The sequence below is a fragment of the Myxococcota bacterium genome, assembly GCA_041389495.1.
Taxonomy (GTDB): Bacteria; Myxococcota_A; UBA9160; order UBA9160; family UBA4427; genus JAWKRT01.
On sequence record JAWKRT010000006.1, the window covers coordinates 158,771 to 181,825 of the forward strand.

At 74.0% G+C, this 23,055-nt stretch carries 21 protein-coding genes and 1 tRNA gene; 6 read left to right on the plus strand and 16 right to left on the minus strand.

Features of this window, described 5'->3' with window-relative positions; genetic code table 11:
- Positions 1 to 38: 38 nt before the first annotated feature.
- Complete coding sequence (locus R3E88_21800) at positions 39 to 521, plus strand: tetratricopeptide repeat protein (protein MEZ4219114.1); 483 nt, start codon at positions 39 to 41, stop codon at positions 519 to 521.
- A 150-nt stretch (positions 522 to 671) separates the two neighbouring features.
- Positions 672 to 1,199 carry a thioredoxin family protein gene (locus R3E88_21805; GenBank protein MEZ4219115.1) on the plus strand — a complete coding sequence of 176 codons (528 nt, stop codon included), beginning with the start codon at positions 672 to 674 and terminating at the stop codon, positions 1,197 to 1,199.
- Positions 1,200 to 1,214: 15 nt separating this feature from the next.
- On the opposite strand, the gene R3E88_21810 is transcribed toward R3E88_21805, so the two are convergent.
- From R3E88_21810 to R3E88_21830, 5 genes are all read right to left on the minus strand, one after another.
- On the minus strand, positions 1,215 to 1,625 hold the full coding sequence (locus R3E88_21810) for a GFA family protein (protein MEZ4219116.1): 411 nt from the start codon (positions 1,623 to 1,625) through the stop codon (positions 1,215 to 1,217).
- A 23-nt stretch (positions 1,626 to 1,648) separates the two neighbouring features.
- A complete protein-coding gene (locus R3E88_21815) occupies positions 1,649 to 2,050 on the minus strand; it encodes a hypothetical protein (GenBank protein ID MEZ4219117.1) in 402 nt (133 codons plus the stop codon).
- A 3-nt stretch (positions 2,051 to 2,053) separates the two neighbouring features.
- On the minus strand, positions 2,054 to 2,950 hold the full coding sequence (locus R3E88_21820; protein MEZ4219118.1) for a ThuA domain-containing protein: 897 nt from the start codon (positions 2,948 to 2,950) through the stop codon (positions 2,054 to 2,056).
- A gap of 135 nt (positions 2,951 to 3,085) precedes the next feature.
- Positions 3,086 to 4,504, minus strand: a complete 1,419-nt coding sequence (gene glnA / locus R3E88_21825) for a type I glutamate--ammonia ligase (protein ID MEZ4219119.1) — start codon at positions 4,502 to 4,504, stop codon at positions 3,086 to 3,088.
- 64 nt (positions 4,505 to 4,568) lie between these two features.
- Positions 4,569 to 4,907, minus strand: coding sequence for a P-II family nitrogen regulator (locus R3E88_21830; protein MEZ4219120.1), 339 nt, complete (start codon positions 4,905 to 4,907; stop codon positions 4,569 to 4,571).
- A gap of 361 nt (positions 4,908 to 5,268) precedes the next feature.
- On the opposite strand from R3E88_21830, the gene R3E88_21835 reads away from it, so the two are divergent.
- The 3 genes from R3E88_21835 to R3E88_21845 are packed head-to-tail and all read left to right on the plus strand — an operon-like array spanning position 5,269 to position 8,130.
- Complete coding sequence (locus R3E88_21835; GenBank protein ID MEZ4219121.1) at positions 5,269 to 5,568, plus strand: helix-turn-helix domain-containing protein; 300 nt, start codon at positions 5,269 to 5,271, stop codon at positions 5,566 to 5,568.
- Between the two features lie 58 nt (positions 5,569 to 5,626).
- Positions 5,627 to 7,105: a circularly permuted type 2 ATP-grasp protein gene (locus R3E88_21840; protein MEZ4219122.1), complete on the plus strand. Its 1,479-nt coding sequence runs from the start codon at positions 5,627 to 5,629 to the stop codon at positions 7,103 to 7,105.
- A gap of 5 nt (positions 7,106 to 7,110) precedes the next feature.
- Positions 7,111 to 8,130 carry an alpha-E domain-containing protein gene (locus R3E88_21845; GenBank protein MEZ4219123.1) on the plus strand — a complete coding sequence of 340 codons (1,020 nt, stop codon included), beginning with the start codon at positions 7,111 to 7,113 and terminating at the stop codon, positions 8,128 to 8,130.
- 10 nt (positions 8,131 to 8,140) lie between these two features.
- On the opposite strand, the gene R3E88_21850 is transcribed toward R3E88_21845, so the two are convergent.
- The 8 genes from R3E88_21850 to R3E88_21885 all read right to left on the minus strand — a co-directional run bounded on the left by R3E88_21850 (position 8,141) and on the right by R3E88_21885 (position 18,353).
- The gene (locus R3E88_21850; protein ID MEZ4219124.1) at positions 8,141 to 9,988 is read right to left on the minus strand and encodes a class II glutamine amidotransferase; all 1,848 of its coding nucleotides are present in this window, start codon (positions 9,986 to 9,988) and stop codon (positions 8,141 to 8,143) included.
- Between the two features lie 25 nt (positions 9,989 to 10,013).
- Complete coding sequence (locus R3E88_21855) at positions 10,014 to 13,334, minus strand: transglutaminase family protein (protein MEZ4219125.1); 3,321 nt, start codon at positions 13,332 to 13,334, stop codon at positions 10,014 to 10,016.
- Positions 13,335 to 13,503: 169 nt separating this feature from the next.
- Positions 13,504 to 14,871, minus strand: a complete 1,368-nt coding sequence (mgtE, locus tag R3E88_21860) for a magnesium transporter (protein ID MEZ4219126.1) — start codon at positions 14,869 to 14,871, stop codon at positions 13,504 to 13,506.
- A 184-nt stretch (positions 14,872 to 15,055) separates the two neighbouring features.
- On the minus strand, positions 15,056 to 15,763 hold the full coding sequence (locus R3E88_21865) for a TIGR04282 family arsenosugar biosynthesis glycosyltransferase (GenBank protein MEZ4219127.1): 708 nt from the start codon (positions 15,761 to 15,763) through the stop codon (positions 15,056 to 15,058).
- Entirely contained in the window at positions 15,760 to 16,836 is a 1,077-nt protein-coding gene (locus R3E88_21870) for a glycine cleavage T C-terminal barrel domain-containing protein (protein MEZ4219128.1), read from the minus strand. Before R3E88_21870 ends, R3E88_21865 begins: the two co-directional genes overlap by 4 nt.
- The gene (locus R3E88_21875; protein ID MEZ4219129.1) at positions 16,833 to 17,888 is read right to left on the minus strand and encodes an NTP transferase domain-containing protein; all 1,056 of its coding nucleotides are present in this window, start codon (positions 17,886 to 17,888) and stop codon (positions 16,833 to 16,835) included. Before R3E88_21875 ends, R3E88_21870 begins: the two co-directional genes overlap by 4 nt.
- 5 nt (positions 17,889 to 17,893) lie before the next feature.
- Positions 17,894 to 18,106 (minus strand): dodecin family protein, encoded by a 213-nt coding sequence (locus R3E88_21880; GenBank protein MEZ4219130.1) that lies wholly within the window; start codon positions 18,104 to 18,106, stop codon positions 17,894 to 17,896.
- 25 nt (positions 18,107 to 18,131) lie between these two features.
- Positions 18,132 to 18,353 carry a dodecin family protein gene (locus R3E88_21885; GenBank protein MEZ4219131.1) on the minus strand — a complete coding sequence of 74 codons (222 nt, stop codon included), beginning with the start codon at positions 18,351 to 18,353 and terminating at the stop codon, positions 18,132 to 18,134.
- Between the two features lie 108 nt (positions 18,354 to 18,461).
- Here R3E88_21885 and R3E88_21890 point away from each other — a divergent pair, with 108 nt between their 5' ends.
- Positions 18,462 to 19,256 (plus strand): hypothetical protein, encoded by a 795-nt coding sequence (locus tag R3E88_21890; protein MEZ4219132.1) that lies wholly within the window; start codon positions 18,462 to 18,464, stop codon positions 19,254 to 19,256.
- Here R3E88_21890 and R3E88_21895 read toward each other — a convergent pair.
- From R3E88_21895 to R3E88_21905, 3 genes are all read right to left on the minus strand, one after another.
- Complete coding sequence (locus R3E88_21895) at positions 19,246 to 20,853, minus strand: FMN-binding glutamate synthase family protein (GenBank protein ID MEZ4219133.1); 1,608 nt, start codon at positions 20,851 to 20,853, stop codon at positions 19,246 to 19,248. The two genes, R3E88_21890 and R3E88_21895, sit on opposite strands and share 11 nt — an antisense overlap.
- A gap of 113 nt (positions 20,854 to 20,966) precedes the next feature.
- Positions 20,967 to 21,042: transfer RNA gene (locus tag R3E88_21900), tRNA-Ala, on the minus strand.
- A gap of 140 nt (positions 21,043 to 21,182) precedes the next feature.
- Positions 21,183 to 22,985 carry a PfkB family carbohydrate kinase gene (locus tag R3E88_21905; protein MEZ4219134.1) on the minus strand — a complete coding sequence of 601 codons (1,803 nt, stop codon included), beginning with the start codon at positions 22,983 to 22,985 and terminating at the stop codon, positions 21,183 to 21,185.
- Positions 22,986 to 23,055: the final 70 nt, after the last annotated feature.

Here is a 23,055-nt window from a genome sequence, read left to right on the forward strand (position 1 = left end):
GCGCGCGCGCTGCTCGGGGATTTTCCGCGGCCGCCGCGATGTTCGGCGTCGCCGGCTGCGCCGCGCTCGGCGTCGGGCGCGCGGCGCCGACCCAGGACGAGATCGCGGCGCTCCCGCTCACCGAGGTGCTGATGCTCGCCGACGGCGGCAACGGGTTCGCGCAGCACCGCCTCTGCCACGCCTACAGCTACGGCGACGGCGTGCAGCAGGACTACGCGCGCGCGTTCGAGTGGTGCACGCGCGCCGCCTCGCACGCCGAGCTCGCCTCGTCGAAGACCCTGCTCGGCGATCTCTACTTCCACGGCCGCGGCGTCGAGCAGAGCCTCGAGCTCGCGCGGCACTGGTACGAGCAGGCGGCCGCCGGCGGGCACCCGCACGCGCAGTTCATGCTGGGCGTGATCTACCAGCAGGGCCGCGGCGTCGCGCCCGACACGGATGCCGCTCGCACGTGGTACGAGAGCGCGGCCGCGGGCGGCAGCAGCCTCGCGCGCGACCGGCTCGACCAGCTCCCCGTCAAGTAGGCGCGAGGCGGCGGCGCCGCGCGCGCCGCTCTCCCGGCTGCGCCCGCGCTGCGCGTGACTTGACGCACATCGCAGCGTGTGATCTACACCTCAAGTCTGCTTCCGAAAGCGCCGACTCCGAGCCGAAGCCAGGCAAGGAGACCCCCCGCCGTGCTCCGCCCCACCCCCCGCGCCCTCGTCCTGGCGCTCGCACTCCTGTTCGCCGCCGCATCCGCGTCGGCGAAGCCTCCGTTCGAGGTTCCCGCGAGCGGCGGCCCCGAGTGGAACGACACCGCCATCGAGTGGCACTCCTACGACGAGGGCATCGGGGCGATCGAAGAGACCGGCCGGCCGGCGCTCCTCGTCTTCAAGACGGACTGGTGTCCGCACTGCATCGAGTACAGCCGCGTCTTCCACGACCCGCGCGTCGTCGAGCTCGCCAAGCGCTTCGTGATGATCCGCGTCGATCGCGACGACCAGGACGGCGTCAGCGCGCAGTACGGCAAGTTCGGCGAGTACGTTCCGCGCACGCTCTTCGTGCGCGCCGATGGACGCGTCGACTGGTACCACCACGGCGCGAACACGCGGTACCCGTACTTCCTCGACGAGCGCGACCCGGCCGAGCTGATCGCCCTGATGGAGAGCTTCCCGCCGATGGCGCCCGTGGCCGCATCGCCGATCGCCGCACCCCGCGACTGACGCGGGCGCGCGCGCTCACGCGCCGGGAGCGCGCTCGAAGACCGCACACCCCTCCGGCACCGAGTGGAACGGCTGCGCCTCGGCGTGGTAGATCGCCATCTGCGGCCCGTCGAAAACGCCCGGATCGTCGAGCGTTCCGACCTTGAGCAGCACGGCGCCCGGCAGGCCGGGAGCGCGCGTCAGCAGATGCGTGCCGCACGTGCCGCAGAACTCGCGCGTGACCGGCGTCTCGAGGTCGGCGCGCGCGAACGGGCGCGGCTTCCCCTTCGTGAAGGCGAAGCCGGCCTCGGGCATCCCGAGCACGACGTTCGGCGCGCCTCCCGTGATGTACTGGCACTCGCGGCAGTGGCACTGCCCGCGCAGCATCGCCTCGCCCTCGGCGCGGTAGCGGACCGCGCCGCAATAGCATCCGCCCTCGATCTCCATCTCCGTCCTCCCTGCTCCGCGCTTCACGCGCGCGCGAATGCGAGCCGAACCACCGCGATCGCGAATCCCGCCCACAGCACGCCGTAGCTCAGCACGTTCGCGAAGCCGTGCGTCACCGGGCGCCCGAGCGCGCGCGACAGCGTCTCGGCGACGAAGCCGACGGGCTCGTCGCCGTCGACGACCGCCGCGCGGCGCTCGAACGTCGCGCCGCGCAGGCGCTCCTCCAGGATGGTCAGCAGACAGCGGTCGCCGAACGCGCGCCACTGCAGATGGATCAGCGGATTCCCGACGACGAGCGCCCACGCGGCCGCCCGGTGCGGCAGCAGCGGCCCGAGCAGCAGCCAGCCCGTGACGCCCGTGTGCGCGAGCCACACGAGCCGAGCGGCCGCGAGCCGGAGGGGGTGGATCGTGACTCCCGTCTGCATCGCCTAGCGATCCTCGCCGCAGCCCTCGCCCTCGGCGCCGAGCGCCCAGGCGAGTGCGCCCTCGAGCAGCGCGCGGTTCTCGGGCACGTCGTAGGCCGCTGCCGCGTGGCCGAGCGCGGAGTAGACGGCGCGCCCGCGCCCGACGCAGCGCGTCCACGCGACGGGGTGGTCGCTGCCCATCCGGAGGTCGCGCTCGCTGCCGAAGATGCGCGCGATCGGCGAGTACGTCGTCTCGTCGATCGTCGCGAGCACGTGCATGCCCGCGAGCCGCGGGCTGCGATCCCACGAGTACCACTCCTCCTCGTGGTCGAACGTCGCCGGGAGCGCGGCCGTCGCGGGGTGCGTCGCGTCCTCGACGCGCACGCGCGCCGTCTGGAACTGCGGGCCCATCGGGTGGCCGATGAAGCCCGCGCCGATCAGCGTGTCGACGTACCAGCGCCACTCGGCGTGCGATCCGTCGCCGGCCGCGTGGACGCCGAGCCAACCGCCGCCCGACTCGAGCCACTCCTGGAACGCGCGCTCCTGCGCCTCGTCGAACATGTCGCCCGACGCGTTCAGGAACACGACGGCGTCGAAGCGCGCGAGCAGGTCGGGCCGCATCACGGCGCCGTTCTCGGTCGGGAAGAGGTGCCAGCCGCGGCGCGCGGCGACGTCCTCGAGCAGCGCGCGGCCCGCCGCGATGCCCTCGACGTGCCGGAAGCCGTTCGTCTTCGTGAAGACGAGCACGGCCGGGTGCGGGAGCGCGCGCGCGTCGGGAAGCGCGGGCGGCTCGACCTCGTGCGTGCGGTTCGGGAACACGAGGTTCCACGCCCCGACGTACCGGATCACGCCGAGCGCGACGACGACGAGGACGACGACGAGCGCCGCGAGTGCGAGCAGCGCGCGCTTGAGGATGCGCATGTGCGGAGCCTATCAGGGCGACGCGCGGTGCGGCGCGCCTTCCGCACGCGCGGCGCACGAAGTGCGGAGCCCCGCCGGCCTTCCGGCCGACGGGGCTCCTTCGGGCTCCCGGGCGCGCGCGGACCGCGCGCGCTCCTAGATGTCGTAGTAGAGCTCGAACTCGTGCGGATGCGGGCGCAGGCGGATCGGATCGACGTCCGCCTCGCGCTTGTAGTTGATCCAGCCCGAGATCGCGTCCTCGGTGAACACTCCCCCCTGGAGCAGGAAGTCGTGGTCGGCCTCGAGCTCGCGCAGCGCCTCGTCGAGGCTGCCCGGCATCGTCGGGATGCCGGCCGCCTCCTCGGGCGAGAGGGCGTAGATGTTCTTGTCGAGCGGACCGCCCGGATCGACCTTGTTGAGCACGCCGTCGATGCCGGCCATCAGCATCGCCGAGAACGCCAGGTACGGGTTCGCCGCCGGGTCCGGGTACCGCACCTCGACGCGCTTCGCCTTCGGGCTCTGCGAGTAGGTCGGGATGCGGCACGAGGCCGAGCGGTTGCGCGACGAGTAGGCCAGGTTGACCGGCGCCTCGTAGCCCGGGACGAGCCGCTTGTACGAGTTCGTCGTCGGGTTCGTGAAGGCGGCGAGCGCGCGCGAGTGCTTCAGGATGCCGCCGATGTACCAGAGCGCGAACTGCGAGAGGCCGGCATAGCCATCGCCCGCGAAGAGCGGCTTGCCGTCCTTCCAGATCGACTGGTGCGTGTGCATGCCCGAGCCGTTGTCCTGGAACAGCGGCTTCGGCATGAACGTCGCCGTCAGGCCGTGCCGGCGCGCGACGTTCTTCACCACGTACTTGTACTTGATGACGTTGTCGGCCATGGTGACGAGCGTGTCGAACACCATGTCGATCTCGGCCTGCCCGGCGGTCGCCACCTCGTGGTGCTGCGTCTCGATCCGCAGGCCGAGCTTCGCCATCTCGAGGCACATCTCGGTGCGCAGGTCCTGCTGCGTGTCGCTCGGCGGCACCGGGAAGTAGCCCATCTTGTGGCGGACCTTGTAGCCGAGGTTCGCCCCGTCCTCGTCGCGCGCCGTGTTCCAGACGGCCTCGTCCGAGTCGATCTCGTAGTAGCCGAGGTTCGACGCGGTCGTGAAGCGCACGTCGTTGAACACGAAGAACTCCGCCTCGGGGCCGAAGTACGCCGTGTCGCCGATGCCGCTCTGCTTGAGGAAGGCCTCGGCCTTCTTCGCGATGTGGCGCGGGTCGAGCGAGTACGGCTCGCGCGTCATCGGGTCGACCACGTCGCACGTCAGCACGAGCGTCGGGTGCTTCAGGAAGGGGTCGATGAACGCCGTCGTCGGGTCGGGGATCATGAGCATGTCGCTCTCGTTGATCGCCTTCCAGCCGCGGATCGACGAGCCGTCGAACCCGTAGCCGTCCTCGAACGTGTCCTCGGTGAGCTGATCGATCGGGTGCGAGCAGTGCTGCCAGCTGCCCGGCCAGTCGGTGATGCGGCAGTCGACCATGACCGCGCCCGCCTTCTTGGCCATCTCCAGAACCTGCTTGGGGGTGCTCATCGCAACGTCTCCATTCCTTCTCTTCTTCGAGTCCCGCCAGGTGCCTGGCGGGGGCCGTGCGTTCTCAGACCGCATCCGGGCCGCGTTCGCCCGTCCGGATGCGAATCACTTCTTCGAGGGGCAGCACGAAGATCTTCCCGTCGCCGATGCGCCCCGTGTTCGCCGCGTTCGCGATCGCGTCGACCACCTTGTCCGCCGTGTCGTCCGCCACGACGATCTCGAGCTTGATCTTCGGGAGGAAGTCGACCACGTACTCCGCGCCGCGGTAGAGCTCCGTGTGTCCCTTCTGGCGACCGAAGCCCTTCACCTCGGTCACGGTGAGGCCCTGGATGCCGATCTCGTGGAGGGCTTCCTTGACCTCGTCGAGCTTGAAGGGCTTGATGATCGCTTCGATCTTCTTCATCGCTGACTCCGTTCGTGTGCGAGCCGCCGACGGAAGCTAGTTCGGGATCGCGGAGCTGGGCCGTGCGGCGCCCGCTCGGGCGGCGTGGCTCCCGGCTCGCGAGCCGCCGCACGGTATCACCTTTGCCGTCGCCACCGCCGCGTTCGACCGCCGTTCCGAGCCGTGATCTGCCCAGCCTTTGTGCAGATCTGCCCGTGCCGTAGGCAGCACACTCTGGCTCGTTCGCCCGCCGTCCCGCCAGAGCCGCTCGCCGTTCGTGGGTACGGACGTTGCACGAGTCGTGCCCGGCGAGCCGGTCGTCCCACAGGCAGTCGGGTCGGAGCGGCACGCGCCACGCAGCAGCACGAGCTGGGAGATCCGAATGCAGACCCATCCCCTGCGCGCGCACGAGCCGCGCGCCACGTCCCCCGAACCTGCGCCCGACACCGACCTCGAGGCGGTCGAGGCGCTCCTGCGCGCCGGCGGCTCGCCGGGCAGCCCGCTCGAGCTTCGCGAATGGCTCGAGCTCGCCGAGGCCTGGTACATCGCGCGAACGCTCCGCGCGCTGCGAGGCAACCGCTCGGCGGCCGCGAGGGTGCTCGGCATTGGCCGACGCACGCTCTATGCGAAGATGCAGAAGCTCGGGATCGAGGCCAGCTGGCAGCCCGGGCGCCGGGGCTGAGCACCGCCCCGGCGCCGCATGGCGGGCCGTCGGCGAACCCCCAGACCCAGGCGGGCCCATGGCTGGACGCTCGAGAAACGACCACGGCGGGCGCCTGTTCGCCGCGTACGAGCCGATCGCCGGCACCTACGACGAGGTGTTCGATGCGAAGGGCCGCGTGCGCCCGCCCGCGCGACGCGCCGTCGAGCTGCTCGAAGCGATCGGCCCGCGCGAGTTCCGCGCGCGCCAGAAGCTCGCCGACTCCACGTTCCTGAAGAGCGGCATCACGTTCTCGGTGTACTCGGACGACCGCGGGTCCGAGCGCATCTTCCCGTTCGATCTCATCCCGCGGCTCGTCGCCGCTCCGGACTGGAAGAAGCTCTCCGCGGGCCTCGAGCAGCGCGTGCGCGCGCTCAACGCCTTCCTCGCCGACGTCTACGGCAGCCAGCGCATCCTGCGCGAGAAGGTGATCCCCGAGGATCTCGTGCTCGGCGCACAGGGCTACGTCGCCGAGATGCGCGGCGTGCGCCCGCCGAAGGGCGTCCACATCCACATCGCGGGCATCGACATGATCCGCGACCCGCACGGCGAGTTCCTCGTGCTCGAGGACAACGTGCGCACGCCGTCGGGCGTCTCGTACGTGCTCGAGAACCGCCAGGTGATGAAGAAGGTGTTCCCGAAGGTGTTCGCGGACGCGCACGTCCGCGGCGTCGAGGAGTACCCGATCCGTCTGCGCGACGCGCTGGCGTCCGTCGGGCCCGCGCCGGACGACGAGGACATGACGGTCGTCCTCACGCCCGGCCCGTTCAACTCCGCCTACTTCGAGCACAGCTTCCTGGCGCGCCGGATGGGCGTGCCGCTCGTCGAGGGCCGCGATCTCTTCGTCGACGACGACAAGGTGTTCGCCAAGACGACGCGCGGCCCGCAGCGCGTCGACGTCGTCTACCGGCGCATCGACGACCCCTTCCTCGACCCCGAGGCCTTCGATCCGAAGAGCCTGCTCGGCGTGCCCGGCCTCGTGCGCGCCTACGCGAAGGGCAACGTCGCGCTCGCCAACGCGATCGGGAACGGCGTCGCGGACGACAAGGCCGTGTATCCCTTCGTCCCGGACATGGTGCGCTTCTACCTGTCCGAGGAGCCGCTGCTCGGCCAGGTCCCGACGTACCAGTGCTTCCGCGACGAGGATCGCCGCTACGTGCTCGACCACGTGGGCGAGCTCGTCGTGAAGTCCGTCAACGAGGCCGGCGGCTACGGCATGCTGATCGGGCCGCAGTCGACGAAGAAGCAGCAGAAGGAGTTCCGCGAGCGCATCGCCGCGAACCCGCGCGGCTACATCGCGCAGCCGCGCATCGAGCTCTCCACCTGCCCGACCTGGACGAAGTCCGGGCCCGCGCCGCGGCGCGTCGACCTCCGCCCCTACGTCGTCAACGGCAAGTCGACCTGGACGCTGCCCGGCGGCCTCACGCGCGTCGCGCTCGTGAAGGGCTCCTACGTCGTGAACTCGAGCCAGGGTGGCGGCTCGAAGGACACGTGGGTCCTGCAGGACGAGCGGCCGTGAACGGCATGATCTCGCGCGTGGCCGAGAGCTGCTTCTGGCTCAACCGCTACATCGAGCGCGTCGAGGTGCTCGCGCGCATGCTCGACGTCAACCTGTCGTTCCAGCTCGACGTGGCGCTTCCCGACGCGGAGCGATGGTGGCCGCTCGTGATCGTCACGGGCCAGGGCGATTCCGCGCCGGCCGACCTCCGCGCGAGTGCCGCCGACGAGGCGGAGGCCATCCAGGCGTACCTCGTGTGGAACGAGCAGAACCCGAGCTCGCTCTACGCGTCGCTCCGCGCCGCGCGCGAGAACGCCCGCACCATCCGCGAGACGATCAGCCTCGAGATGTGGGAGACGGTGAACGACCTCTGGGTCTGGCTCAACGATCGCGCCGCGAAGCGCGCCTATCGCGGCGATCGCAACGCCTTCTACCGCCGGATCAAGGACCAGTGCCTGCTCTACCACGGCATCGCGAACGCCACGATGCTGCACGAGGACCCGTTCCACTTCACGCGCCTCGGTACGTCGCTCGAGCGCGCGAACCAGACGGCGCGCATCCTCGACGTCAAGCACCACAGCGTCGGGCCGACGGGCCGCGGCGACGAGATGCCCGTCGAGACCGCGCAGTGGCTCGCCACGCTGCGCTTCTGCTCGGGCGTCGAGCCGTTCTTCAAGCGCGAGGACAGCGTGCTGTCGGGCCGCGACGTCGCCGAGTTCCTGATCTTCGACGGCAACTTCGCGCGCTCGATCGCCCACAATCTCTCGCGCGCGCGGAACTTCCTCGACCTCGTGAGCTCGAGCGCGGAGGGCGCGCCCGGGTCGGCGACGCGCGAGCGGATCACGCGGGTGTCCGGCTTCCTCGACGAGCTCGACATCGACGAGGCGCTCGCGCGCGGCCTGCACGAAGTGATCACGGAGCTCGTCGAGGCCATCGCCGCGATCTGCGACAGCGTGCGCGCGGAGTTCTTCGACCCCGCGGCGCCGGGCGCGGCGCCATCGCCGCCGCCGCAGTCGTCGCAGTCGCAGAGCCAGGGCGCGGGCTGACGGCTCTCGCCTAGCGGAGCGAGGCCATCATGTCGGCCTCGACCGCCTCCTCGACGCGCACGCTCACCGTGAGCGTCTCCATGCCGCCGCCGCGGTAGATCGTGCCCGACGTCGGCGTCGCGTCGCGATAGTTGCGCCCGCACGCGACGCGCACGTGGTCGTTGCCGATCTGGCGTCCGTTCGTCGGGTCGAAGCCGTGCCACCCGACGCGCGGCACGTACAGCTCGAGCCAGGCGTGCGAGGCGTCGGACTGCGCCTTGTTCTCGTAGTCGCCGCCCGTGAACACGTATCCCATGCGGTAGCGCGCCGGGATCTGCAGCAGCCGCGCGAGACAGATCATCAGGTTCGCGAAGTCCTGGCACACGCCGCGCCGCGACTCGAACACGTCGAAGGCCGTCGTCGCGATCGTGGTCGACGCCGTCACGTACTCGAAGTCGCGGTGGATGGTCGCGTTCATGTCGAGCAGCGTGCCGAGCAGGTCGGCGTCGTTGCGCTCGACGAAGCTCAGCGCGAACTCGGAGAGCTCCTGCAGCTGCGTCTCGGGCAGCTCGGCCGGCATCAGGTAGGCCGACAGCATCTGCCGCTGCCACGGCATCCACGGGAACGGGATCGTCTGCCGCGTCGCTCCGAGACGCTCCTCGAGACGCGGGAACGGCGCGACGCGCACGAGCGACGTCGCGCGCATCGAGAACTCCGCGTAGGGCCGGTCGATCTCGAGGTGGAACGCGGTGTTCCCGAACACGTCCTCGAACTCCGCCACCTCGGCCGACGGCGAGAGGTCGAGGTCGTAGGACAGGAGCTTCTGGTGACGGTCGTCGAGCGGGCGCAGCAGGAGCCGGTGCGAGCTCCGCTCGACCGCGTCCGTGTACGCGTACCGCGTCTCGTGCACGACGCGCAGCACGCGCGACGCCGGGGCGCTCGCGGGCGCATGCGCGTCCTCCGAGTAGTGCGAGAGCGGCACGGCCGCGGCGACCTGGTGCGACGTCTCGCTGCGCAGCGTGGGCGGCGGCGCGCCCGGGTCGCGCGGCGCGCCCGGCGCGGTCTCGGCCGCGGGCGCGCTGTCGAACACCACCGCGCCGCGTCGCGCGAGGACCATCTGCGACGGCGCGAGCGGCAGCCACTCGTCGCGCGAGAGCGGGACGCTCGAGAACACGAGCAGCGTGCGGTTCGGGTCGCGCGCCGCGTCGAGCGAGATCGACACGGCCTGCGACTCGAGCGACGTCTGCACGTGCGGCGGAATCCGCCGGCTCCAGCACAGGCGCCGCGCGGGCGCGACGTCGCCGTACACGAGCAGCATGTCGCCGTCCGACAGGATGGCGTTGATGTGCCCGCCCTCGTTGAGCCGACGGAACCAGCCGTGCAGGTCCTCGGGCGCCACGTCGGCGAGCGCGCGCGCGCGACGCTGGTGGAGCTGCGCGAGCAGCCAGCAGAACGCGTGCTCGCTGTCCGTGTAGCCGAGCGGCTCGAAGGCGGGGTCGTCGCCGAGCGGGAGGCGCTCCGCGTAGTCGTGCGCGAGGTCGCCGTCGTGCGCGAAGATCCACTGGTGTCCGCCGTAGCTGCGGACGAAGGGCTGCGCGTCCTGCTGGCTGCGCGGCCGGTTGTGGCCGCGCAGGTGGCAGAGGAAGAGCGTCGACCGGAAGCGCTCCCAGTCGCCGAGCGCGTCGCCGACCGCCGTCTGGCCCGACGAGCTCGGATCCTTCAGCACGGACGCGCCGCGCTCGCTCTTCGGATACCAGCCGATGCCCCAGCCGTAGTGGCGCGCGGGTGCGCGCCCGCCGCCCGACGGCGCCTGCGGGTCCGCGAAACGCACCGCGGGCGAGGCATCGCCGTCGAAGCACAGGGCCAGCAGCTCGCTCATCGGGTGTCCTTCGCGCGCGCCCGCGTCACGCGGCGCCGCCCAACCTTCGCATATCCAGCGTCAGCGGGAAGTCGGGGTCGGGCGCGAGCTCGCGCAGCGCGCACGCGCCGGGCGTGTGCGCGAGCACCGAGAAGCGCGCGAGCCGCCGCCCCTCGGCTTCGTAGGCGTTCACGGGCGGCGCCTCGTGGTTGCGCCCGCCGGGGTGGCCGACGTCGTAGCGGCAGCCCGCGACCGCGCGGCCGTTCCACGTGTCGACGAGGTCGAGGACGAGCGGCGCGTCGACGGGGATCGTCGGGTGCAGGCAGCGCGCGGGCTGCCAGGCGCGGAAGCGGATGCCCGCGACGTGCTCGCCGCGCGCGCCCGTCGCGCGCAGCGGCACGCGCACGCCGTTGCAGCCGAGCGCGTGGCGCCGCTCGTCGAGCCCGCGCACGCGCACCTCGACGCGCTCGAGCGACGAGTCCACGTAGCGCGCCGTGCCGCCGATGGCGCCCTCTTCGCCGAGCACGTGCCACGGCTCGAGCGCCTGGCGCAGCTCGACCTCGACGTCGCGGTACGCGAAGCGCCCGAGGACCGGGAAGCGGAACTCGAAGTGCGGCGCGAACCACGCCTCGTCGATCGCGATGTCGCCCTCGCGCAGGTCGCCGACGACCTCCCGGAAGTCGCTCCACACGAAGTGCGGCAGCAGGAAGCGATCGTGCAGCGCGGTCCCCCAGCGCCGCGGCGGGCGCCGGTACGGCCGCTCCCAGAAGTGCGCGACGAGCGCGCGCAGCAGCAGCTGCTGCGCGAGGCTCATGCGCGCGTGCGGCGGCATCTCGAACGCGCGCAGCTCGAGCAGGCCGAGCCGCCCGGCCGGCGAGTCGGGCGAGTAGAGCTTGTCGATGCAGAACTCCGCGCGGTGCGTGTTGCCCGTGACGTCGACGAGCAGGTCGCGCAGCACGCGGTCGACGAGCCACGGCGGCGCGGAGCCCGCCGCGCTCCTTCGCTCGAGCTCGTCGAACGCGATGCCGAGCTCGTAGATCGACTCGTGTCGCGCCTCGTCGATGCGCGGCGACTGGCTGGTCGGCCCGATGAAGAGCCCCGAGAAGAGATACGAGAGCGACGGGTGGTCGATCCAGTAGCCGAGCATGCTGCGCAGCAGGTCGGGGCGGCGCAGGAACGGGCTGTCGGCCGTCGTCCGTCCCCCGAGCACGACGTGGTTGCCGCCGCCCGTGCCCGTGTGGCGGCCGTCGATCAGGAACTTCTCCGTCGCGAGCCGCGCCGCGCGCGCGTCGTCGTAGAGCGCGGTCGTCGTGTGCACGAGCTCGCGCCAGCTCGCGGCCGGGTGCACGTTCACCTCGACGACGCCCGGGTCGGGCGTCACCGAGATCTTCTGCAGGCGCGCGTCGGGCGGCGGCGCATAGCCTTCGAGGTGGATCGCGACGTCCTGCTCGGCCGCCGCATCCTCGATCGCCGCGACGAGCTCGACGTAGTCGTCGGCCGTCTCGCAGGGCGGGAGGAAGACGCAGAGCCGACCGTCGCGCGGCTCGACGGCGAGCGCCGTGCGCACGTGGCCGAGCGACGTCGCGTCCGCGGCGCCGCTGCCCTCGGGCGGCGCGGGCGCGCGCTCGCCGCTGCGCGCGAACGGCTGGCGTCGCACGGGCGGACGCGCGAGCGGCGCGCGCGGCACGCTCGGATCGGCCGCGACGACGTAGGGGTAGTCGAGCGCACCGATCGAGGGCAGCGATCCGAGCGGCAGCCGGAAGCCCGCCGGCGAGTCGCCCGGCGCGAGGAAGAGGTGGCCACGCCGCGTCTTCCAGACTTCGGAGAGCCAGCTGCGCCCGCCGTCGCGCGCGTTCCACGCCTGCACGGGCAGCACGAAGGCCGCGGGCTCGGCGAGGCCGCGCGCGAGGGCGCGGGCGAGGCGCGCGCGCTCGGGCTTCGAGGCGAGCCGCGGATCCGCCGGATCGAGCGTCTCGTTCTCCGGGAGCGCCGCCTCGGCGGCGACCGCGTGCAGCGGGTCCTCGTACGCCGGCGCGACGAACGACGGGGCGATGTCGAGCCGCGACGCGATGCCCTCCGCGAGGGCGCGCGCCTGCGCGGTGGTGGGCGCGTGGTCGACCGCTTCGTCGGCGATGCGCTCCGGGTCGCTCCAGAGCGGCACGCCGTCGTCGCGCCAGTGGATCGAGAACGCCCAGCGCGGGAGCGGCTCGCCCGGGTACCACTTGCCCTGTCCGTAGTGCAGCAGCCCGCCGGGCGCGAAGCGCTCGCGCAGCCGCAGCGCGAGGTCGTGCGCGCGCACGCGCTTCGTCGGCCCGAGTGCTTCCGTGTTCCACTCCGCGCCGAGCATGTCGTCCACCGACACGAAGGTCGGCTCGCCGCCCATCGTGAGGCGCACGTCGTGCGCCGCGAGCCTCCCGTCGATCGCGTCGCCGAGCGCGTCGATCGCGCGCCACTGCGCCTCGTCGTACGGCTTCGTGACGCGCGGCGTCTCGAGGATGCGCGCGACCGACATCGCGTGCTCGAAGTCGACCTCGCACGGCTCGAGCGCGCCGCTGATCGGCGCGGCGCTCGACGGCGACGGGCTGCACGCGAGCGGGATGTGGCCCTCGCCCGCGAGCAGCCCCGACGTCGGGTCGAGCCCGATCCAGCCCGCGCCGGGCAGGTACGCCTCCGCCCACGCGTGCAGGTCGGTGAAGTCGGCCGCCGGCCCCGACGGCCCGTCGAGCGAGCGCACGTCGGGCGCGAGCTGGATCAGGTATCCCGACGCGAAGCGCGCCGCGATGCCGAGGCGCCGAAGGATCTGCACGAGCAGCCACGCGCTGTCGCGGCACGAGCCGCGCGCGAGCGCGAGCGTCTCCTCCGGCGTCTGCACGCCCGGCTCGAGCCGCACGACGTACTCGATCTCGCGCTGCAGTCGCTGGTTCAGCGCGACGAGCGCGTCCATCGTCGCCGCGCGCGCGCGCGGCACGCCGGCGACCCACGCGGCGAGCCGCGGCGTGTCGGGCCCGCACTCGAGGAACGGCCGCAGCTCGACGGCGAGCTCGGGCGCGTACGCGAACGGCACGTGCGTCGCTTCCTCCTCGAGGAAGAAGTCGAACGGGTTGATGACCGCCATGTCGGCGACCAGGTCGACCGTGACGGTGAACGCCTCGCACGGCTCGGGCACGACCACGCGCGCGAGGAAGTTGCCCTGCGGATCCTGCTGCCAGTTGAGGAAGTGCTCGGCCGGCTCGACGCGCAGCGAGTAGCTCGCGATCGGCGTGCGGCAGTGCGGGGCCGGGCGCAGGCGGATGGTCTGCGCGCCGAGCGCGACGCGCCGGTCGTAGCGGTAGCGGGTCTCGTGGTGCAGGGCGACGTGCAGCGTCATCGGCTCCGGCTCGCGCGTCGCCTGTCCACGCATCCGCGCGATTCCGCACGTCCGCGCGTTTCGAACGAAGGGGAGACTCCGACGACGACGCGCCACGGTACCGCGACAGAGGGTGCCCGCGCCCGGCCTGGGCCGGCTCCGGCCCGTCGCGGCCGCGCGACGCGCCTCGCTAGGCCCCGCCGAGCCGCGGCAGCGCGAGCGTCGCGAAGGACAGCGCGAAGAAGAAGCCGCAGATGTCGGTGACCGTCGTGAGGATCGGGCTCGAGGCGAGCGCCGGGTCGAAGCCCATGCGCCGCAGCGCGAGCGGCACGATGCCGCCGATCGACACGGCGACCAGCGTGTTCAGCGCGAGCGCCGCGCCGACGACGGCGGCGAGCGGCGCACTCCCCTTCCACGCGAACGCGACGAGCCCGACGAGCAGCCCGAGCACGATGCCGTTCATCACGCCGAGCGCCGCCTCCTGCCACCACACGCGCAGGAACTCCTGCGGCCGCACGATGCCGAGCGCGAGCTCGCGCAGGCTCACGGCGACCGCCTGGTTCCCCGAGCATCCGCTCATGTCGGAGATCATCGGGAGGAAGACCGCGAGCGCGATCGCGGCCGCCAGCGTCTCGCGGTAGGCGTCGATCACCGCGGCCGCGAGCAGGTTGAGCCCGATGTTCAGCGTGAGCCACGCGAGGCGCCGGCCCGAGCGCGTGAGCACGGGCATCGAGCGCAGCTCTTCGCCGCCGATGATGCCGCGGCTGCGCTGCTCGTCGAGCTGCGCCTTGTCGAGGCGCGCCTCGTCGACGTCCTCGCGCAGCACGATGCCGACGAGGCGCGACGCGTCGTCGACGACGGGAATCGACACGAAGCGATGGCGCTCGAAGAGCTCGAACAGCTCGCCGAGCGTCGCGCCCGCCGCGACGCGCACGGGCTCGCGGATCATCACCTCGGCGAGCGCGCGCGTGCGCGGCGCGAGCAGCAGATCGCGCAGCGGGAGCACGCCCGCGAGCTCGCCTCGCGGCCCGAGCGCGTAGACGTACTGCGAGATGAAGCCGCGGTAGCGCTCGACGTTCTCGCGCAGGTGGCGCACGAGCTCGTCCGCCGTCCACGCCATCGGCACCGCGACGTACTCGGTGACCATGCGGCCGCCCGCCGTGTCGGGCGCGTACTGCAGGAGGTCGCGGACCGACTCGGCGGTCTCGCGCGGCGTCGCGACGAGGATCGCGTCGGCGTGCGCGTCGTCGAGCTGTGCGACGAGGTCCGCGCGGTCCGCGCTCGGGAGCGCGACGAGGATGTCGGCCGCCTCGGCCGGCGCGAGCTCGCCGACCGCCTCGGCCGCGTGCACGTCGTGCACGTCCTCGAGCAGCTCGGCCGCGTGCGCGGGCGCGAGCGCGGCGAGCACCGCCGCGCGCTCCTCCGCGTCGAGGCGCGCGAAGGCGTGCACCCAGTCGGCGTCGTCGAGCGCGTCGACGTAGGCGCCGAGCGCCGCGCGGTCGCCCGACCGCGCGAGCGCGACGAGCTCGTTCCACGGCGCGTTCGACGGTGCGCTCACGTCCGCCAAGGGCCGCCCCCACCGCGAGACACCGGCTCGCCCGTCGACGCCCGGAGCCCCTCGTCGCGGCGGGGATGTAGCAGGTCGCGAGCCCGCGCGGACGGGGTCGCGAGGAAGGAGGCGGGCGAGCGAGCGCGCGGATCCGAGGCGCGAGCGGGCGGGCGCAGGCGGGAGGCGCGCGGCGCTAGGCCGGCGCGGGCCACCACCCCTCGTCGTCGAGCTTTCGCAGCGTGCGCCGGCACGCGCGCGCGTCGAGAGACGCGCGCTCGCGCGCGAGGTGCGCGAGGTCGGCCGCGTCGTCGAGGTCGAACCCCGGCGCGAGCAGCCGTGCGCGCAGGCCGAGCGCGCCCGCGCGGGCGAGTGTGTCCTGCGCGACGCGCGGCGTGCTCATCGCATGGTCGAGCAGGCCCGCATGCGGGCGGCGCACGCCGATCGCCGCGTAGCCGCCGTCGCGGTCGGGTGCGAGCACGACGTCCGCGCGCTCGAGCGCGGCGAAGGCCTCGGCGAGCCGGGCGGCGGGCAGCGCCGGGCTGTCCGACCCGCGCAGCACGACGCGTTCGCAGCCCGCCGCCGCGGCCTCGGCGATCGCCGTCTGCATCCGCGCGCCGAGGTCGCGCCCGCGCTGCGCGACGAACGCCGCGTCGCGCGCGGCACCGCGGCGCGACGCGTCGAGCCGCTCCGCGAGCGAGGCGCACGCTCCGGGCGGGTCGACGGCCACGACGAGCGCGACTCCCGCCTCGGCGCAGAAGCGCGCACTCGCCTCGAGCACGTCGTCGAGCATGCAGCCGTAGAGCGCGGCGGCCTGGTCGGGGGTGAGCGGCGGACACATGCGCGTCTTGACGCGCCCGGGCTCGGGCGCCTTGGCGAACACGACGAGCGCGCCGCGCCTCATCGCCCGCCGTCGTCGCCGCCGCCGCCGCGCGCGTTCGCCGGCCCGGGCGCGCCCGACACACCCGGCGCGCCCGCGTCCGGGAGCGCGGCCGATGCCGGCGCCACGAACGGGAGGGCACACACGACGACGCGCGCTCCGTCGCAGACGAGCTCCGTGCCGGGCTCGGCATCGTCGCGGTGCACGAAGCCGAGGCCGATCGCGCCGCCCGCGGCGGCCGACTCCACCCGGCTCGACAGCTCGCCGCTGCGCCGGCCGTCGGCGCGCTCGATCGCCGCACCCGCTCCGGGGAGCGCGCCGCCGGGCGCGGCGGGCCGGATGCCGACGAGCCGGTACTTCACGCCGCCGCGCGAGCGCAGGCGCGCGATCACCTCCTGGCCCGTGTAGCAGCCCTTCGACGTCGAGATGGCGCGGCCGAGGTTCGCCTCGTCGGGGAGCGTGTCCTCGGACAGCTCGCTCCCCGTCGCGGGCACGCCCGCCTCGACGCGCAGCACCTCGAGCTCGGCGCGCGCGGCGCGCTCGGCGCCGGCCGCGGCGAGGGCCGCCGCCACGTCGTCCGACGCCCGGGGCGGAACGAAGAGCTGGAACGCGTCCTCGCCGCTCCATCCGAACGCCGCCACCTCGACGCGCACTCCGGCGAGCTCGACGTCCGCGATGCAGTCGGCTGCGAGCGCGGGCAGCGCGCCGCGGCACGCGCGCGCGAGGCATGCGCGCGCGCCTGCGCCTTCGAGCCCGAGCCGCGCGCGGTCGCCCGTCGCGTCGCGCAGCGCGACGTCGTCGGCGATCACGTAGCGCTCGAGCCGCTCGACGACCGGCGCGACGAGCTCGCGCGCGAGCTCGAGCCAGAAGCCGTCGTCGCGCAGCAGCACGCGCAGCTCGGCGACGATCCGCCCCTGCGGCGTGAGGAGCGCCGCCAGGCAGCCCGAGCGCGCCGGCCCGGGTGCGAGCGCCGACACCTTGTTGCTGACCATGCCGTCGAGCCAGCGCACGCGGTCCTCGCCGGCGACCGCGACGAGGCCGCGGTCGGACATGTCGAAGAGCAGCGCGGCGGCGCGCGCGGACGCTCCCGTACTCACGGCGCACCCTCCTCCGGCGCGCGCGACCCGCCCGCTTCGGCCGCGAGCTGCGTGCGCCACCCGGGCTCGAGCGCGGCGGCGCGCGCGACGGCGGCCGCCTGCAGCCGCGCGTACTGCGCGCGGATCACGTCGTACTCGTGCTCGGTGTCGACGTCGATCGCGCAGCCCCCCGTCTCGGCGACGACGAGCCGCACGTCGGTCCGCATGAGCCGCGCGATCGCGCGCTCGACGCGCGCGATCGACACCACGCTGCGCACCGCGTCGGCCGCGCGCCGCAGTCGGTGTCGGTCGAGCCAGCCGCCGATCACGATCAGCAGGAAGAAGAACGCGATCGACCCGCCGCCCTCCTCCGACGTCAGCAGCCGCCACGCCAGCCCGATCATCGCGCCGAGCTCGCGCTGCTTGCGGTGCTCGTACATGTCCTGGACGTAGTGGCGGTTCAGGATGCGCGCCGGCTTCGCGAGGTGCAGGTTGCTCTGCTTGAGCCGGTCCTCGCGCAGGTTGAAGTAGGTGACGTCGATGCCGTCGTCGCCGCCGGGCCGGGACGGGTGGAACATCGAGAGCGAGCGCTCGCGCGAGAGGCCGATCGCGTAGTCGCAGCCCGTCGCCTGCGCGCGCGCGACGAACTCCGAGATCTCCTGCGGCGTGATGAACGGGAGGTCGCCCGACAGGTAGAGCACCTGGTGGTCGCGATCCGCTTCGGTCTGCGGGTCGCGTCCCTCCGGCGGCGCGCCGGGGAGCGTGCGCCGGTAGGTCTCCCACGCGTTCTGGTACAGGTTCTCGAACTGCGGCACGACGACGAGCGGCTTCGCGAGCTTCGCGCGCAGCGCCTCGGTGCCGAGCGCCGCGCCGAGCCGTTCGGGGTCGCCGACCACGTACACCGACGACACCTCGGGAACGCGCTGGAGCTGCTCGACGACGTGCGCGACGAGCGGACGGCCCGCCACCTCGAGGTAGACCTTGCTCTCGCCGTACACGCCGCGCGCCGCGCCGCGGTCGCCGGCGGTGACGATGGCGGGAACGCCGCGCGCGTTGCGGTGCGACCCGACCATCGCGCCTAGCGATCCGACTCCTCGAGCACGAACACGACCTGCAGCGTCACCAGGAACTCGGTGATGCGTCCGTCCTCGACGCGCGCCTTCTCCTCGACGACGCGCAGCCCGGTGATGTTGCGCAGCGTGGCGCTCGCGCGCTCGAAGCCGCGCTCGACGGCGTCGTGCCAGCTCTCGGAGGAAGCCGCGGTGATCGTGGAGACGGAGGCGACGGCCATCGCGAACCTCGTTCGTGTGCTCGAGCTACCAGTGCAGCTCCGCGCGCGGCGCGAGGTCGAAGCACAGGCGCAGCCGCACGCGGTACTCGACGATGCGGCCGTCGCTCACCTTGACGCGCTTCTCGACGACCTCGACGCCCGTGATCCCGCGCAGCGTGCGGTGCGCGCGCTCGACGACCGCGCGCGCGGCGTCCTCGAAGCCCACCTCGGACGAGCCGATCAGCTCGCTGACCTTGCCGACCCACACGTGCGCGGCCCTCTCCGACGCGCGCTGCGCGCGATCGCGCGAGCTTAGTGCCGGGGGTCGGGGGCGGCTACCTTCGCGCGCTCCGACCGCTCCGACCGGGAGGCTTCGATGCGCGCCCGCGCCGCTCTCGACGCGATCGTGTTCTCGAGCGCGTGGACGGGCGCCGCGGCGGTCGCGCTGACGGCGGCCGCCGCGCGGGCACTCGGGGTCGAAGCCCCGCCCGCGGCACTCGCGCTGGCGTTCGGCGGCACGCTCGTCGTCTACACCGTCGATCGCCTGCGCGACCTCGAGCGGGATCGCCTCACGTCGCCCGCGCGCAGCGCGTTCGTCGCGCGCCACCGCGGTGCGCTCGCGGCCGCCGTCGCGCTCGCCGCCGCCGCGAGCGGCGCCGCCGCGCTCGCGCTCCCCGCACGCGTGGCGGCCCTCTGCGCGGCCGTCCTCGGGGTGGGGCTGCTGCACCGGCGCATCAAGCGCGTGCCCGGGCTCAAGACCGCCTACGTCGCGCTCGCCTGGACGAGCGTGTGCGTCGGCGTGCCCGCGCTCGCCGCCGGGACACCGCCCGCGCCGCGGCGCACCGCGGCCGTGGCGCTCGCCCTCGGTCTCGCGCTCGCCGCGAACGTCGTCGTCTCGAACCTGCGCGACGGCGAGGGCGCGACGGCGCGCGCACCGCGGCGCGTCGCGCTCGGCTTCGCGCTCGCGCTGTGCGCGGCGTCGGCAGCGGCGTGCGCGCTGCGCGCGGGCGCCCTCCCGCGCGCGTTCGCGGCGGTCGCCGTCGTCGAGGGCGCCGCGATCGCGGGCTTCGCGAGCGAACGCGCCCAGCGCGACGCGGAGCGCTACGGGCTCTTCGTCGTCGACGGAGCGCTCGTCGCCGGCGGCGCGCTCGCCGCCGCACTCATGCGCTGAAGGACGACGCGCGCGCGCGGCTCCACGCCTCGCGCAGGAAGCCCGCGTCGCCGCCGTGCGCGAGCGCGCCGGGCTCGAGGCTCGGGTAGAGCTCGGCGAGCGTGCGGATCTCCCACGCGTTGACGCGGCGGTAGACGTGCGCGGGCGTGAGCTCGCTCGGGTGCGCGAGGCCCGCGGAGGCGATCACGCCCGCGAACGCCTCGACCGTCTCGCGGTGGAAGTTGCGGACGCGCACGGCCTTCGTCGGGACGTGCACGGAGCGCGCGAGGCGCGCGTCCTGCGTCGCGACGCCGACGGGGCAGCGGTTCGTGTGACAGCGCTGCGCCTGGATGCAGCCGAGCGCGAACATGAAGCCGCGCGCCGAGTTGATCGCGTCCGCGCCGAGCGCGCACGCGACGGCCATCTCGAAGCCCGTGATGAGCTTGCCGCTCGCGACGACGCGCACGCGATCGCGCAGCCCGGCGCCGACGAGCGACTGGTGCACGACGACGATCCCGTCCTTGACGGGCATGCCCATGTGGTCGGACAGCTCGATCGGCGCCGCGCCCGTTCCGCCCTCGCCGCCGTCGACGGTGACGAAGTCGGGCGTGAGGCCCGTCTCGAGCATCGCGCGGCACACGGCGAGCCACTCGCGCGGGTCGCCGACCGAGAGCTTCGCACCGACCGGCTTGCCGCCCGACAGCTCGCGCAGCCGCGCCACGAACTCGACGAGCCCGATCGGCGAGTCGAACGCGCGGTGGTGCGGGGGCGACACGCAGTCGTGCCCGCGCTCGATGCCGCGGACCTCCGCGATCTCGGGCGAGATCTTCGCGGCGGGCAGGATGCCGCCGTGGCCGGGCTTCGCGCCCTGCGACAGCTTGAGCTCGATCGCCTTCACCGACGGGTGCGCCGCCGCGTCGCGGAAGCGCTCCGGGTCGAAGCCGCCGTCGCGCGCGCGGCAGCCGAAGTAGCCGGTGCCGATCTGCCAGACGAGGTCGCCGCCGCCCTCGCGGTGGTGCGCGCTGAGACCGCCCTCGCCCGTGTTGTGCGCGAAGCCGCCGAGCTTCGCTCCCTCGCTGAGCGCGCGGATCGCGGTCGGCGAGAGCGAGCCGAAGCTCATCGCCGAGATGTTGAACACGGAGGCCGAGTAGGGCTGCGTGCAGTCGTCGCCGCCGAGGCGGATGCGCATCGTGCGCGCCGGGTCGTCGACCGGCTCGCGCGGCGCGAGCGAGTGCACGAGCCATCCGTAGCCCTCGGCGTAGACGTCGATCTCCGTGCCGAACGGCTTCTTGTCGATCACGCCCTTGGCGCGTTGATAGGCGAGCGAGCGCGTGTCGCGATCGAAGGGTCGCCCCTCCGTGTTCGACTCGACGATGTACTGGCGGAGCTCCGGTCCGACGTCCTCGAGCAGGTAGCGGACGTGACCGAGCACGGGATACGAACGCAGCACGCTGTGGTGCGTCTGCACGAGATCGTGGATGCCGATCGCCAGGAGCACCGCGCACGCGAGTGCCGGCCAGCGCGCCCCGGGCCACACGCCGGAGAGCGCGAGCGCACCGAAGAGGACGAGCAGCGCGACGAGCGCCGGCATCACGTAGCCGCGGATCGCGTGGATCATGACGCGCGAGTCTATCGACGCCGCGCGCATCGGCCGGCCTTCCGCCGGATCGCGCGCGACGGCGTGCGAGGGCGGCGGGCGGTCGACGGAAGCGATGGAAGGAAGGGGATGGGTGGTGGAGCCGAGCGGGATCGAACCGCCGACCTACGCGTTGCGAACGCGTCGCTCTCCCAGCTGAGCTACGGCCCCAGAATCCCCTGATCGGCCCCCGGACCGGGCGCGACGACCGACCGCCCGAAGTCCGGACGACCCGACGCGTGCCATCAGCTCGGGAGAACCGGGACGCGCGAGTGCGGCTGCGGGCGCGGGGGCACCGCAGCGCCGGCACCTTAGGTCTCGGCCTCGTGGGCGTCAACCGCGCCGCGAGCACCCGTCGGCGCGCCCGCGCGCTCCGACGCACCGCTCGGCGCGCGCGCACGCGCGCCGAGCGCGCCCGCCGGGTGCAGCTCCGCATACTCGGCGCGCGTCTGCCCCGCCCGCTCCTGGAGCTCCGCCGCGAGCGCCGCGACCACGGCGACCTCGGCGGCCACGCTCGCGCGCGGCGCGAGCCCGAGGGGGCCGCCCTCCTCGGCGACGGCCGTCTCGAGCACGGCCTCCGCGAGCCGCGCGAGGCGCGAGGCGGGGTCGCCCGTCACCGCGACGATGCGCACACCGCGCGCCGCCGCGCGCGCGGCGAGCTCGACGAGCTCGTCGGTCTCGCCGCTCTGGCTGATCGCGACGAGCGCGTCGCCGGGGGCGAGCTGGCCGAGGCTTCCGTGCAGGGCTTCGAGCGGGTCGAGCGCCGCAGCCGGTGTACCGGTCGACGAGAGCAGCGCCGCGGCATAGCGCGCCACGTGCCCGGGCTTGCCGACGCCGGTCGCGTGGCAGCGACCGCCCGCGGCGATCGCGTCGGCCGCGCGCGCGAAGTCGCCGCCGCGCGCGCGGGCGCGCAGCGCGGCGAGCGCCCCGCGCGCGGCGTCGAGGACGCGCAGCGCGGCGGCGCCGCGCGCGTCATCCGCGCGCGCACCGTCTCGCTGCGCGTCGGCGGCGGGATCGCCGCGGTCGTGCGCGTCATCGGAGCGCGCACCCGCGGCATGCGCGTCATCGGCGAGCGCCGCGAGCGCGTCGCGAGCGCGCGCGCTGCCTTCGAAGACCGCGAGGGCGGCGGCGCGCGCGCCGGCCGCGTCGAGCGGGAAAGCGCCGAGCTGGGCTGCGCAGACGGCGCCGCAGGCGTTGCCGAAGCGCGCGGCGTCCTCGGCGCCGAGCCCCGCGCACGACGCGGCGAGCAGCCCTCCGAGGAAGGCGTCGCCCGCACCGGTCGTGTCGACGACCCGCGCACCGTCCGGAAGCCGCGCCGCCGCGACCGCGATCTCGAGCCCGTCCGCCGTCGCGATCGCGCAGCCGCGCTCGCCGTCGGTGATGGCGACGAGCCGCGCCGCATAGCGATCGCGCAGGCGCCGCGCGACGTCGAGCGCGGGCGCGCGCGCGTCGACACCGGCGAGCTCGAGCGCTGCGCTCTTCGAGGGCTTCAGCACGTCGGCGCGCCGCAGGAGCGCGTCGAGCTCGGCCTCGCTTCCGAGCGTCGCGCGAGCCTGCGCGGGCGGGACGTCGAGGTCGAGCCACGTCTCGCAGCCGTGCTCGCGCGCGAGTGCGAACGCCTCGAGCGCGGCCGCGAGCGGGAGCTGCGAGACCTCGGTCGCGACGCGGCGCGCGCGCGCGACGAACGCCGCGTGGCGCGCCCGCACGTCGGCGGCGGTGGTCGCGGCGGTCGCGCCCGGCGCCATGTAGATCGCGCGCGCGCCGGCCGCGTCGACGAAGATCTCGGCGAGCGAGGTCGCATCCGCGACGAGCGCGATGTCGCGCGCGATGCCGCGCGCGTCCATCGCGGCGCGCAGGAAGCGTCCGTCGTCGTCGTCGCCCTGGCGGCCGAAGACGCCGCAGCGCACGCCCATCGCCGCGGCCCAGCCGAGATGGTTGAGGACGACGCCGCCGACGCATCGCTCGACGACGGCGCCCGAGGCGAGCGGTGCGAGCAGCGACTTCGCGTCGGCGCCGGCGAGCGCCGCGGCGCGGTGGACGCGGTCGACGACCATGCTCCCGATGCCGACGACATCGAGCGGTCGCGACGCGAGGTCGGCCGGGGGCTCGGTCAAGCGGGCGTCTCCGGGGGCGAGGCGCGCCGAGCGTAGCAACCGCCCGGATCGCACCGGCGCCTCGGGCGCG